The 12811-nt window shown below is 36.6% G+C and carries 16 protein-coding genes and 3 pseudogenes; 3 read left to right on the forward strand and 16 right to left on the reverse strand.

All coding sequences use genetic code 11. The features are described from left to right. Nucleotides 1-74: 74 nt before the first annotated feature. Together fba and NFS18_RS03390 are read right to left on the reverse strand one after the other, a co-directional pair. Nucleotides 75-941 carry a class II fructose-1,6-bisphosphate aldolase gene (gene fba, locus NFS18_RS03385; RefSeq protein ID WP_251387959.1) on the reverse strand — a complete coding sequence of 289 codons (867 nt, stop codon included), beginning with the start codon at nucleotides 939-941 and terminating at the stop codon, nucleotides 75-77. A gap of 102 nt (nucleotides 942-1043) precedes the next feature. Next, nucleotides 1044-1781 carry a helix-turn-helix domain-containing protein gene (locus tag NFS18_RS03390; RefSeq protein WP_251387961.1) on the reverse strand — a complete coding sequence of 246 codons (738 nt, stop codon included), beginning with the start codon at nucleotides 1779-1781 and terminating at the stop codon, nucleotides 1044-1046. Between the two features lie 254 nt (nucleotides 1782-2035). Here NFS18_RS03390 and NFS18_RS03395 point away from each other — a divergent pair, with 254 nt between their 5' ends. After that, complete coding sequence (locus NFS18_RS03395; RefSeq protein WP_251387962.1) at nucleotides 2036-2491, forward strand: sporulation initiation factor Spo0A C-terminal domain-containing protein; 456 nt, start codon at nucleotides 2036-2038, stop codon at nucleotides 2489-2491. Between the two features lie 60 nt (nucleotides 2492-2551). On the opposite strand, the pseudogene NFS18_RS19690 reads toward NFS18_RS03395, so the two are convergent. The 5 genes and pseudogenes from NFS18_RS19690 to NFS18_RS03415 form a co-directional block, all read right to left on the reverse strand. Continuing rightward, nucleotides 2552-3289, reverse strand: a pseudogene (locus tag NFS18_RS19690) (N-acetylmuramoyl-L-alanine amidase); the annotation flags it as partial. A gap of 74 nt (nucleotides 3290-3363) precedes the next feature. Continuing rightward, on the reverse strand, nucleotides 3364-4992 hold the full coding sequence (locus NFS18_RS03405; RefSeq protein ID WP_251387964.1) for a recombinase family protein: 1629 nt from the start codon (nucleotides 4990-4992) through the stop codon (nucleotides 3364-3366). Between the two features lie 82 nt (nucleotides 4993-5074). Beyond that, on the reverse strand, nucleotides 5075-5197 hold the full coding sequence (locus NFS18_RS19345) for a hypothetical protein (protein WP_277613526.1): 123 nt from the start codon (nucleotides 5195-5197) through the stop codon (nucleotides 5075-5077). 451 nt (nucleotides 5198-5648) lie between these two features. Then, nucleotides 5649-5888 carry a helix-turn-helix domain-containing protein gene (locus tag NFS18_RS03410; protein ID WP_251387967.1) on the reverse strand — a complete coding sequence of 80 codons (240 nt, stop codon included), beginning with the start codon at nucleotides 5886-5888 and terminating at the stop codon, nucleotides 5649-5651. A 4-nt stretch (nucleotides 5889-5892) separates the two neighbouring features. Next, nucleotides 5893-6309: an RNA polymerase sigma factor gene (locus NFS18_RS03415; RefSeq protein WP_251387969.1), complete on the reverse strand. Its 417-nt coding sequence runs from the start codon at nucleotides 6307-6309 to the stop codon at nucleotides 5893-5895. A gap of 568 nt (nucleotides 6310-6877) precedes the next feature. On the opposite strand from NFS18_RS03415, the gene NFS18_RS03420 reads away from it, so the two are divergent. After that, on the forward strand, nucleotides 6878-7234 hold the full coding sequence (locus NFS18_RS03420; RefSeq protein ID WP_251387971.1) for a helix-turn-helix domain-containing protein: 357 nt from the start codon (nucleotides 6878-6880) through the stop codon (nucleotides 7232-7234). 126 nt (nucleotides 7235-7360) lie between these two features. Here NFS18_RS03420 and NFS18_RS03425 read toward each other — a convergent pair. From NFS18_RS03425 to NFS18_RS03450, 5 genes and pseudogenes are all read right to left on the reverse strand, one after another. Continuing rightward, nucleotides 7361-8712, reverse strand: a pseudogene (locus NFS18_RS03425) (DUF6179 domain-containing protein). Nucleotide 8713: 1 nt separating this feature from the next. Further along, nucleotides 8714-9187, reverse strand: a complete 474-nt coding sequence (locus NFS18_RS03435) for a DUF6323 family protein (RefSeq protein WP_251387977.1) — start codon at nucleotides 9185-9187, stop codon at nucleotides 8714-8716. 44 nt (nucleotides 9188-9231) lie between these two features. Next, nucleotides 9232-9420, reverse strand: coding sequence for a cysteine-rich KTR domain-containing protein (locus tag NFS18_RS03440; RefSeq protein WP_251387979.1), 189 nt, complete (start codon nucleotides 9418-9420; stop codon nucleotides 9232-9234). Beyond that, nucleotides 9420-10064, reverse strand: a complete 645-nt coding sequence (locus NFS18_RS03445; protein WP_251387981.1) for a TetR/AcrR family transcriptional regulator — start codon at nucleotides 10062-10064, stop codon at nucleotides 9420-9422. Before NFS18_RS03445 ends, NFS18_RS03440 begins: the two co-directional genes overlap by 1 nt. 225 nt (nucleotides 10065-10289) lie before the next feature. Beyond that, nucleotides 10290-10466, reverse strand: a pseudogene (locus NFS18_RS03450) (conjugal transfer protein); the annotation flags it as partial. Between NFS18_RS03450 and NFS18_RS03455 the strand changes: the two are divergent. After that, nucleotides 10466-10657 carry a hypothetical protein gene (locus NFS18_RS03455; protein ID WP_331477480.1) on the forward strand — a complete coding sequence of 64 codons (192 nt, stop codon included), beginning with the start codon at nucleotides 10466-10468 and terminating at the stop codon, nucleotides 10655-10657. The pseudogene NFS18_RS03450 and the gene NFS18_RS03455 overlap by 1 nt on opposite strands. Nucleotides 10658-10724: 67 nt before the next feature. On the opposite strand, the gene NFS18_RS03460 is transcribed toward NFS18_RS03455, so the two are convergent. From NFS18_RS03460 to NFS18_RS03475, 4 genes are all read right to left on the reverse strand, one after another. Next, the gene (locus NFS18_RS03460) at nucleotides 10725-10910 is read right to left on the reverse strand and encodes a cysteine-rich KTR domain-containing protein (protein ID WP_251387985.1); all 186 of its coding nucleotides are present in this window, start codon (nucleotides 10908-10910) and stop codon (nucleotides 10725-10727) included. Nucleotides 10911-10928: 18 nt separating this feature from the next. Continuing rightward, nucleotides 10929-11363, reverse strand: coding sequence for an AraC family transcriptional regulator (locus NFS18_RS03465; RefSeq protein WP_251387986.1), 435 nt, complete (start codon nucleotides 11361-11363; stop codon nucleotides 10929-10931). Between the two features lie 278 nt (nucleotides 11364-11641). Beyond that, a complete protein-coding gene (locus tag NFS18_RS03470; protein WP_251387989.1) occupies nucleotides 11642-12400 on the reverse strand; it encodes an alpha/beta fold hydrolase in 759 nt (252 codons plus the stop codon). 124 nt (nucleotides 12401-12524) lie between these two features. Beyond that, on the reverse strand, nucleotides 12525-12800 hold the full coding sequence (locus NFS18_RS03475; protein WP_331477481.1) for a CD3324 family protein: 276 nt from the start codon (nucleotides 12798-12800) through the stop codon (nucleotides 12525-12527). Nucleotides 12801-12811: the final 11 nt, after the last annotated feature.

Consider the following 12811-nt stretch of genomic DNA (forward strand, 5'->3'; position numbering starts at 1 on the left):
TTGCATTTTCAGTGTATCGTCCCGGGATATCCTGCTTCCACTTTTCTCCCCGTGAACACCATCAAAAGCTTCAATTACTCTGCTTTTCCAACAGAACCGAACAGTTCCATCTTCTCTTTTACAGTCTCTTTGATAGCTTCATAACCCGGTTTCAGAAGTTTACGCGGGTCATATCCCTTGCCTTCCTGATCCTTACCTGCTTCAATATATTTACGTGTTGCATCTGCAAAAGAAAGCTGGCATTCTGTATTTACATTGATCTTCGCTACGCCAAGGTCGATCGCCTTCTTGATCATATCCTCCGGGATACCTGTACCGCCATGAAGTACAAGCGGCATATCGCCTGTAAGCTGCTGGATCGCATCCAGAGTCTCAAAGCTAAGTCCTTCCCAGTTAGCCGGATATTTGCCATGAATGTTACCGATACCTGCCGCCAGGAAATCAATTCCCAGATCAGCAATCATCTTACACTCCTGAGGATCAGCACACTCGCCTTTTCCTACAACTCCGTCTTCCTCGCCGCCGATAGAACCAACCTCTGCCTCCAGAGACATACCATGGTCCGCAACAATCTGAACAAGTTCTTTTGTCTTGGCAACATTTTCTTCGATTGGATAATGAGAACCGTCAAACATGATAGAAGAGAATCCTGCCTCAACACACTTCATACAGCCTTCATAGCTGCCGTGATCCAGATGAAGAGCAACCGGAACTGTAGTTCCAAGTTCTTCCATCATACCATTTACCATACCTACAACTGTCTTGTAGCCTGTCATGTACTTGCCCGCACCTTCAGATACGCCAAGAATAACCGGAGACTTGCACTCTTCTGCTGTCTCGAGGATCGCCTTCGTCCACTCAAGGTTGTTGATGTTGAACTGTCCTACTGCGTAGTGTCCTGCTTTTGCTTTCTGAAGCATCTCTTTCGCTGATACTAACATATTACTTTCCTCCAATTCTTTAACCCGCTTTTATCTGCGGAAAAATACATTTTATAACTCTTCTACATTATAGCCCATTGAAACAAAAAACACAATCGGAAATCACAGAATTTCACATGTTCCGCCAATCTGCCCGAGAACAGTCCCGACGCATTCCAGCTTATTATAGTCCTTCACCTTGATGTCTGGTTCATTCACACTAAGTGCACGAAGAATACACTCTCCTTCCAGTTGACAGATCATCCTCAGATAACAAATACCGTCCAGTTTAAAAATACCGATCTCGTTATGTGCGGCGCAGGCATTCTTCAGCACTAGTATCGTGTTCTTCTTGTATACTGGTTCGTACCATGTTTCCCGAATCTGAAAACAGAACTCTGCATCCTCCGGCAGATTTTCTTTTCTGAAGCGCACCCGTCTCCTCTCCGGCTGCAGCAAAAATCCATATTCTGCCTCAGGTTCTCCCTGAAGGATACACGGATATTCCACCCATTTCTCCGCCTGCTGCCGCTCGTACTCCTCTTGAATAATAAAACGTACGAGGCGCTTTCCTCTCTCCGTCAGATCCTTATACCGCAGCACATCTTCCGCTTCTTCCTCCGTTAATCCTCTGCCGCAAAGCGCCCCGGCTCTGTTATCCGGCAGATAATCCTGATACAGGTAATTTGCGTCTACTTCCAGTGCTCTGATCAGCGAAATTAAAATGTCTGGTTTGGGGTAGCTGAATCCATTCTCATAGTTGGCAATTGACGAGGGGGTTACATGAATCATTTTCGCCAGCTCACTTCTGGAAAGCCCCAAAGCCTTTCTTCGATAACGTAATTTTTGTCCAATACCCATGCCGATATCTCCTTAATCTACTGTAAATAAAACTATCCCACCATTATAGTTCCTCCTAGCTATACAGTTTCGTTGAGTTACTTAAACAATACTACAATTTTCTTGTAAAATCAATATTTTTTACAAGAATTTTGTAAAAATCAGTTGACATTCTATTATTCATATCGTAAACTGACTACCATAATAATATTTTTGCCTGTCCAATCATCAGGCAGATAAAAATTGCAACTTGAAACAAGAAAGGAAGAGGTGTTTTGATAAGAAATGTGACGATGGATGTACTATTAAAAATGAGAATGCCGGCATATATCAAGGGTACTACTTATATCTGCGATGCGATAGAACTCTTCGACACAGACCCATACTATCCGAATGGAAAGATATGTTCCCTCTATTCGGCAATTGCCGCCAGACACAACACTACTGCCAACAGCGTAGAACGGGCTATCCGCCATGCGTTTGAAACTACTCTTGCAAAGGGAGATTTAATAATTCTGGAACAATATCTGGATATAACAAATACCCAGAATTCCAACCTTCTGCGCACTCTTTATTTTCATATCAAACAGGAAATCAAAGAGCGCAGTGAACCTGCTCATATCTGCAATTCCACGCAATGTATATGGAGCAGGCAGGCAAGTCAGGAAACGCTGGATATTTTCTGCAACAAGCTGGCACAGGCAGTTGCCACACAGTTAAAAGTAACATAGCTTTCCCAGAAAGGAAAAACGGAGACTGAAACAAATTTGTTTCAATCCCCGTTTTCTTTTTCAAACACTTACGATCAATGTGGGATACCCCCCGCGTTTCAACCTGCGTTCCATATCTGACGCGTCATCAAGATATTGGAAATCTCCCACCCGGACACGGAAAAATCCATCTCCTTCTTCAATCACTGCCGGATAATCCTGCATATGCAGTTCATTTAACATTCGGTTGGCATAGACCGGATTGCGGAACGAACCGACCTGAACTCTGTATGTGGAAGATGAAGCTCCCACTTCATTCATTTCAAGGGTATCCAGGATTCCTGTTGCAATTGCCTGCGCAATATCTTCAAAATTGTCATCAAAAAGCTGGTTGTCTACGTTGGAATTGATAAAGCCTGCCTCAACAAGAACTGCGGGCATCTTTGTCCTCCTGAGCACCACCAGATTTGGGCGTGCTTTGACTCCTCTGTTTACAAATCCAACGGTCTCCAGTTGTTCATTGATATTCTCCGCCATCTGGAGCTTAATACCACTCAAATCGTACACCAGAGATTCCACACCTGAAACCACATTATCTGTCGGATAGGAATTCCGATGTATCGAGACAAAAAAATCCACTCCTGCGTTATTTGCTTCCATCGCCTTTTCATAAGGGGATTCATAAACATCTGTGGTACGCGTGTATTCCACATCGATTCCGTTATTCTGAAGTATCTCTCCTACAGCAAGCACCAGACGAAGTGTATCATCCTTCTCCCGGCGCCCCTGATAAACAGCTCCCGGATCACGTCCCCCGTGTGCAGGTTGCTAATTGCGCAAATGTTATATGTAATTTCCCCCAGACTGGATAGGGGATTTAGAAATGTGTGAGATTAGATAACCTTTTCCTCCGATTCCACACTGTAAACGCTGGAAAATAAATGTTCCAGTTCATTTCCGAAATTATAAGTGATTTTGATTTTGCGGTTTTCATAGACCCTTATTTCACTTATCATTTCCACCACAATATCTCTATCCAGTGCCTTAATGTCTTTTAATTCAAGCAGCCTTTTCAACCACGGTGTTTCAAAAACATCTTCTGTCACATTGTCTTTCTTCTTTTCTTCCAGTGCTTCAATCTGTTTGGAGTAAAGTTCTTCTTTTTTTAGATAATCCTCTCGGTAAGAAAGAAATTCTTCTTTGGAAATCAATTCTTCTCTGTAATCTTCATATATGGATTTTTTAAGTCTTTTCACACGTTCCAATTCTGCTTTGATTTTGCTAAGCTCCGTGTCCGTAATCTTTTTGACCTTTGAAGCTGTGAAACTCTGTGACTGTACCAACTCTTTCAAATTGTCTACGCTGTCAACGATTGCTTTTAAATCACCTAGCACAATATTTTCCAAAACAGCCATAGGAAGTGTGTGGGGCGTACAATACTGTTTCCCGTTTCTCTTATATGTTCCACAATAAAGACTATATGTTTTACTCCCATCTGCACGTCGCCACATATTTTTTGCCATTGCCCTACCGCAATCACCACATTTCACAAAACCAGCAAAGATATTTTTATTCGTTTCCAAATCCAGCTCCCTTGTCCTTTTTGACAAAAGGGATTGCGCTTTATCCCAAGTTTCCTTATCTATAATCGGCTCATGGGTATTTTCAACGATTATCCAATCTTCTTTCGGCATTTTCTTCTGCTTACTTCTCATGCGCTGGTGCTTTGTTCCTTGTACCATGTTTCCCACATACATTTCTCTGTGAAGAATACTATTGATTGTGGAATAAGACCAATACGTTGTACTTTCCAGACGGTTACAATTCTTGTAATTCTCACCGTTTACCTTTTTATATTCTGCCGGACAAAGGATACCTTCTGCGTTCAGCAACTTTGCGATTTTTTGTTTCCCATATCCCTGTATATATAAGGAAAAGATTCTGCGGACAACATCAGCAGCGTAATCATCAATCACCAGCTTATTCTTATTTACAGGGGATTTCTTATAGCCATAACTTGTAAATGCCCCGATAAACTCACCAGCTTTTTGTTTTGATTTCACGGTTGCCTGTATCTTTTTGGAAATATCTCTTGCATACTGTTCATTGAAAATGTTTTTGATTGGGAGTAGCATATCATACGCCTGTTTCATACTATCAATACTATCTGTTACTGATATGAAACGCACTCCCAACTCTGGGAAGTATCGTTCTAAGTATCTTCCAGTATCAATGTAATCACGCCCGAATCTTGACAAATCTTTTACAACAACACAATTTACTTTTCCATCTTCAATATCCGCAATCATTCTCTGGAAACTAGGTCGATTGAAATTCGTTCCCGAATAACCGTCGTCAATGTATGTGTCATACACAATAAAATCTTCTTTTTTAGCAACGTACTCTGTTAAGAGTTTTCTCTGATTTCCTACACTATCGCTTTCTTCCTTATCACCATCTTCTCTTGATAATCTGATATAGATTGCAACATTAAATAAGCTCAATACTTTTTGAAGTTTCATACGTTCACCTATTCAACTGTTGCCCTATCAATAATATTATACCATAAAACACGGTATTTTCCCATTGTTTTCTCATACCAGACTACCCGTTTTGAACCTTTTCGTTAAGGTGAGCTTTGATGATACGGATAAGCAATTCTTCTACTGAAAACTTCGATAAAAATTCTCTTTCCACAGTATATTGGATTGGTTCTTTCTTTTCCAAACTTTATCGTCCTCCTTGTTTCATCTATCTATTCTCAACATACGCAAATAGGCTTATCCAATATGCGTACTCACATCTACTTTTCTCAATAATCAGATGGCTTTGGAAAGCTCCACTGGAATTTCACCATTCCCATTCTGATGGGTGAACCGTGCCATACGGGTGTATCATTATTCAGATATACAGGTCATGGCAGCGGCTTTTCCAACAGCCGCCTACGGTACACTGGCATATGCGCTCACCTTTTTTCTCACACCTTTCACGGGTCATGGCGTTCCAATCCGTCGGCTCGCTGTATATCAAACGTATCTGATTATTGTATTCAGTTGTCAAAGAACTCCTGACTGTTTTTACCAGCCTGTGAAAATCCATTATCGGGATAATGGACTTTCATAGATTGGTAAACAGGGCAGGAAAGAGGGAATCAATAAATCATGCCCTGTAAATCTGTTTAGACAATCTCTAATTCAAATCCCTGTATCATTTTCATAAGTGCTTCACGGATTCTTCCTTTTAATTCCATATCCACAGCAATATAGATATTTCCGTAACTATCGTACAGAGGTTTAAGGCTAGCTTTTGATATGTATGCGTCATAAAACAAAAGGAGCTTGTCTAAGGCTTGTTCATCACCATCTGCCGCAGCCGCAATCCAACGATACGGAGGGCATTTCTTGACCGATTTTTTCAACGCTTCATTCCTCCTGTAATATTTTTTTCATTTCTTTCAAAGAAGCTGTCCTGTTGCGGTATGAAGTGGAACGGTCAATTTGTAAAAGTTCACTGATTTCTGTATCACTCATTTCCAAGAAATAAAACATTAAAAGAATGTTGCGTTTCTTCTCAGGCAGCTTCTGTAATGCTTCGCAAAGTCCATCATCTGACACTCGGACTTCCATACCGCAAACATCAAATGCGATACAATCAAGTTCGTACTCGTCCAATACTGCAAAGGATTCCACCATAATGTCTGGAAGTTCTGAAAATGGAATTTCACGTTTTGAACGTCTTGAAAGTTCCTTTTCATAATTCTTTACCGTTCTGTCGATAACCTTTTTAACCAGAGTATCAAATTGCAAGCGAATGGCATTTTCAAAAGAAGATGGCTTCATATCATCACACCTCCCCTCTGCACGTAGCGAAAATAGGTATTTCCCTCTTTCCGCACCAACACTCAACAGCGAGGTGTGTTTTATTGCATTTTTCAGAAAAGAATTTCAAAAAATCTTTTAAACAACAAAAAAGCACAAGAGCATAAAAGAAATGCTGTTCTTGTGCTTTGATAATTGTTCCTGCTATGTAATGTAAAAAACCACATTCAAGGGTATATTGTGCCGCTGCAAAAGCTAAGATTTTTTTAACAATAACAGATATGTTAAAAATTGTCGGTTACACAGGTCTTTCAATGCGGCTACCTCCCAGAGCCGCTAAACCAAAACCAATATGCTGTTTTTCGCTGATGAAAAAAGAAAAAGGCGGCTTTTCAAACCGCCATCTAAGTATAGATAATTTTTGACACGCAAAAACGGTACTGTCGATAACGGTTTTTTTTATTTACCGCTATGCAGCACTATTTTTACTTTCTTTACGCATAATAGGAACTGATAAACCATGCTATACGTTTTTCTATACCTGTTAGAAAATCAACAGGAACAGTAAAATGTAGTGAGGTGATTACATATGCGTAAAAAAGAAGATAAGTACGATTTTAGAGCCTTTGGTCTTGCAATCAAAGAAGCTCGTAAGAAACAAGGTCTTACCCGTGAGCAGGTGGGAGCTATGATTGAGATTGACCCACGTTATCTGACGAATATTGAAAACAAAGGGCAGCACCCAAGTTTACAGGTGTTCTATGACCTTGTATCATTACTTAATATTTCCGTAGATGAATTTTTCCTGCCTGCGTCTGATTTGGATAAAAGTACCAGAAGACGACAGTTGGAAAAACAACTTGATAACTTGTCCGATAAGGATTTAGTTATCATGGGAAGCGTTGCTGACGGAATCATTAAGTCTAAGGAAGTGGAGGATGAGTAATCCTCCTCTTTTGGCTCTTAAATAAAATAAGCCGATAACCCAAGAAATTTTCACTCATTCTCGGTATTATCGGCTCTGCGTCTTTGCGTCTGGCTCTTTTATATATAGTGTTTGACCTATAATTTTTTACATTTCCTCATGTTGAAAAGCATTTAATGCTTGTTCAATCTGTTGCCTTTCTTTTATAGAAAGCTGTTGTTTTCTTTCCTGCAACGCCATAAATAATAATTGCTCATTTTCTCTATCCAAAAAATCATCATTAGGATATTGTGATAACAACATTGCAAATACTGGTAGTGGCAGCATATTGATAAGAAGTTTAAAATCTTCAGCATAAAGTTCTGTATCAGATAATATATCCAGTAAATCAGCAAGTGAACTTACCTCATTAAGAATAAGGGTGATTTTTTCCTTGCTATTATCTATCTGTGAAATTCTTTCAACTAATTTTTGATATTTCCTATCGTTCATTCTATCCCCATAAGAAAAGGTAATTTGGGGTTCTCTTTCTGGATAGGCAGGTATAAGAAATACTTTATCTAGTGTTTTCATCAATACTGCATTTTTGATTGTGGCTGCAAGTTTTGAGAAACACAATAGAGTATATCGTCTTGAACTCCGTGAAATATCCATTTCTCTATTTAAGGATAAAAAGGCTTTTTTTAAACAATCCTGTATTTCTTTTTCCGATTGAAAAATAAATTGTCGATACAAAGCAGAAATATCATCTTCATTCAAATTAAGATTTTTTGGGCTGCGGCATCGCATGACTAACCCAAGAGCAGATAAAAGTACAGGCTCAAAAATATTTAATGGTACACTGTAATAATCACGTGTAAGTCCACTCAATAAATGGTGTATATCTTGTGGTTTGAAACATATACAAAACGCATTTTCCGCTTCAATACAACGTAAATAATGTTCTATAAATTCAATTCCATCTACTTCTGGTCTACCTGCAAGAATCGGATAATCAGCCGTTATATGTATTTCATGTGCAGCAAACTGAGGACGATATAATTTAAAAAATCCATTGATACCGTCTGCTATGGTAGAACGGTAGTAAACATTTGGTGTATTAAGTAGATGGCTCAAAATCTTTTTTTGAAACTGACGGGAAACTGCCATTTTTCGTTGTACAAATTTCAATCCACTTTCAAAAAGTTTTTTAAAGATTCTGATTTTAACATATCTACTGCCTGTTCTGGCGTTTGATATGATTTTAACTGTATTCCAATTACAAACAGTATAGAAGTCATTATATCCTGTGCTTTCTCTATGGGAATAGAACTGCTTTCACCCCGATTCCATTTATCTGTTTGTTCTGCAAGTATCAAAAGTAAGTCTGTTTGTATTACAGATAAATCTCTATCCGATAACAGACCGCAAAAACGAGCTTGTTCTATGAGTGATTGAAAGTAATATTTAGGACTTAATAATTCCTTTTTGATAGGATGTAATATATCAGGTGTCTCCATTTCAATCCTCCTTAAATGTTTTTAATGTACCACCACAATGAATATGTTCAGACAATCGGAGTGCTTCACCAGATAGTAAATCTAACGAACCATAGCAGCGATTGTTAAAAGCGTTTTTCATAAACTTAATAATATCATCATCTGAAATGGTATCCCATGTGTTATTTTTCAAATCATAGAATAAGTTAATAATTTCATGCAAGGTATCTTCATAGGTTTCTTTCACTATATATGGTGAATCACAAAAAGCAAGAACCAGTTTGTCAACAATTCCGCTATTAAACTCAACACGTTTATTTTCCTTTAATGAATTAGTGCGTGTTTTAGCTAATGCTAATGCCTGTTGCTTATTCAAAACCAAACCATATTTTTGACTTTCTCTATTACAAGAAAGAATTTTATCTGTTACCTGTTGTTCCATAATAGCATTATTCATCATAATAAGTGCAAAATTTGAATTATTGTTATTCATCATGTCTCCCCTTTAAATAGCATAAAGAGCCAATTATCCATTAAAGATTATTGGCTCTGCGTCTTGGCGTCTGGCTCTTTTATGAGATTTATAGTACATTTTTTTACATCAATTAGAGTTACCTGTTTGCACTTCGGACAGAAAAGAGGGTAGTTTATCAAAACTGTATCTTCTCGAATTTGATTACGAGTTTTTCCTCCGCAAACGGGGCATATTAACCAGTTGTTCTTTTTCATCAAATCCTCACCTCCAAAATAGAGTTGATAATTTGCTTAAATCCATAATCTAAAAATTCATTTTCAGAAATAGAAAACTGCTTAGAGATAAATTGTCCCTTTGTTTGTGCAAGTGAAAGAAAAGAAGTAATGCTTGACCACAAAATGTAGACGGTCAACATGGGGACTATATCTTGTCGTACAATACCTTTTTCTTTCCCTTTTTCAATGAACTCAGCAAGAATAGTATTGATTTCTGTTCCTAAAATCAAAATATGTTTTATGGTTTCTGAAAGATTTTCTATATCAAAGTCAGAAAATTTCGCAGTGTTTACATTATTTACGGAATGAGGATATTCTACTTGATATTTCCTCATTGCCATACATATTAGTTTATATCCGTCTATAAAACTATCATTGAGATTTATAGCATTTTGTATGTCCTGTTTTAATATCACCAATCCTTTTTCAATAATATGATGTAGAATATCTTCTTTGCTTTCATAGTAAGAATAAATTGTTCGACGACTATATTCAGATGCCTTTGAAATATCATCTATTGTTGTTTGTGCAAATCCCTTTTTTGAAAAAAGTTGTTCTGCTGCTTTCATAATTTGCTCTCTGTGTAAAGTTGCAACTGCTTCTTTTTTATTTTCTCTGCCCATAATAAACTCCAATTCTATTTAGTATACTATAAATATACCATATTTTAATAATTTTTTCAATATTGTTATGCAGAGAGTTTTGGATTTTGTACACAATAGATACTGATAGCACACTTTATCTTATCTGTTAGAAAATAGACGCTAATAATAACCGCTGATATTTTGTTGAAATCAGAAAAGACTTGCAAATCAAATTCATACGTGAAATGCAAGCCTTTCATCATATTATTTCACAATTTTCCAGTTACTATCTTTTTCCAATATCAAATCAAACTGTGAAATCTGTGTTGCCTTCGTCCTCTGGTCGAGATATTTCACCGATACTGATACTTTCATTTGTTCACCATCTTGTGTGAAGATTGGATTTACCAGCTCCGAGAACATATAGTCACAGTTGACAGGTGTTCTATGACCTTGTATCATTACTTAATATTTCCGTTGATGAAATTTTCCTGCCTGCGTCTGATCTGGCGAAAAGCACCAGAAGACGACAGTTGGAAAAACAACTTGATAACTTGTCCGATAAGGACTTAGTTATCATGGAAAGTGTTGCTGACGGAATCATCAAATCTAAGGAAGTGGAGGACGAGTAATCCTCCACTTTTGGCTCTTAAATAAAATAAGCCGATAATCCAAGAAATTCGCACTCAATTCTCGGTATTATCGGCTCTGCGTCTTAGCGTCTGGCTCTATAATAGTGATTTGTTGTTGTTTAACATTGATTATGCTTTCCTGTTTACACTTCGGACAGAACAGGGGAAAGTTTATCAATTCTGTGTCTTTTCTAATTTTTGTTCGTGTTTTATTTCCACAAATAGGACACATTACCCATGTTTGATTATCCATACTATAAATTCACCTACCCTATAATATTGGAACACAAAATTCACATAAATGATTAGCGATTTTGTTGCTGGCATAGCGTTCAATAATTGGTCGTCTATCATCTACCAATAAATCAGCAGTTAGTTTATGTATATTTCCCCAAAAAGACAATACATCTTGCTTCGTATGAATGACTTCAAATATTGCATATTTTCCATCATCAATTTTTCGAGTCGGTAAATTTACTTTTTTATTTTCATTTAGAATAAGACCTACATCATATCTCAATTTGTCAGCAGGTATAAGATTAGGGTTGTCTAATGCTATACCTAAAATAATTGCTGTATCTGTAAACAAATTATTTTCTTTCAAAAAATTCTTAAAATCTACCATTAACTTTTCATTTTTGTTCCCATATTCACCAATATTACGCATATAGGCGATTGTAATATCTTTAAATTCTTCTATTTTCAAATTATGACCTCCAGTTCAAAATTATTGATGTCGACCTCAACACGTAAATAGTAAGGGCAATTAAAATGATTTTCAACAACTTTTTTAAAATCAAATAAAATAAGTCGATAATCCAAAAACTTTTTCTATGGATTGTCAATTCTACTTCTTAGCTTTTGGCTCTTTGATAATCGCTGTAATTCTCTGTTTTATGGTTACTAAATTTTACTCTCTTTTGATTAGGCAATATAGCATAAAAATTTATTATCACGACAGAATTTTCAAATATTGCAGAGATATTATTTTTTCGTATCTTCTAAAAAATTTATTACCATAGGAACCACACTACTTTTGTTTGAAATAATGGCAGGATGTATACCATGTTCAAAAATATGTATCGTTTTATTTGGAATCGGAATATCATTGTAAATTTTTTCAAAAAAATCACCAGACATAAATTCATCCTCTTTACTTCCAGTTAATAAAACAGGAACTTTTAATTCGCGTAACTTTTTGTGAAAGAAATTTTTATGAGTTTGATAGTGCAGGTATATGGCGTGTGTATCATTATCAACAACTTGTTCCCAATCCTCCCCATGGTTTTGCTTATATAAATTCCTTAACCAAGGATTTTTCTTAGAGAATTCTCTATCTTGATGTATGTTTGTTACAAAGGAATCTAACGGAATTTCGCCCTCAAAACTATCTGCTATAATTTTGCCTACCAAATCTGGTCTTTCTAACGCTACATTTAAAGCAACTAATGCCCCTCCACTAGTACCTAATAGGTTTATTTGTGAATATTCCATATATTCAATCAACGAAATGGTTTGTAATGCTTCATCATACCATAAATCGTCAGATATATGTGAGGTTCTGTCAGAATATCCATTTCCTAAAAAATCAATCAAAATAACTTTTGTATATTTCTGTAAGTCATCAATGATAGGAAGAAACATTCTTGAAGATAATGAATTTCCATGAAGAAGCAATAGAGGTATACCATCTCCATATTCTTCAAAGAAAATTTTTTTATTTTGATATATAAAATATGACATATTATCCCTCCAATTTTTGAAGAAATTATAACAAGATAAAGTTGAATTCTAAACTACAAGAACATTTAAGAAATGAAAATGTGCCATAGAGCTTATCAAAAGACTTAATCTATGGCACATAAAATTATTTTTGTTTTCTTTGTCGAATAATACGTTGTATACTTTTTTCTACCAGATAATATTTTTCTGAAAGTTGAGCAATAGAATATCCCTCCAAATATTCAGAATATATCTGCTCATTTCTCTTTTCGAGAACCGATAAGGTTTCCGTATTTTCGCCCCAGTTCTTTTTATTATCTGGCTTTTTAGGAATATAAATAGAATGTCCATCAACGTATTTTTGGATTTCTCTGATAATATGTTTTGGTAAAACTTCTGTCACCTTATAATAGCTCATCATGCACCTCCTAA

Origin of the sequence: Mediterraneibacter agrestimuris, from assembly GCF_943193195.1 — a bacterium.
In the GTDB taxonomy this organism is placed as follows: domain Bacteria; phylum Bacillota; class Clostridia; order Lachnospirales; family Lachnospiraceae; genus Schaedlerella; species Schaedlerella agrestimuris.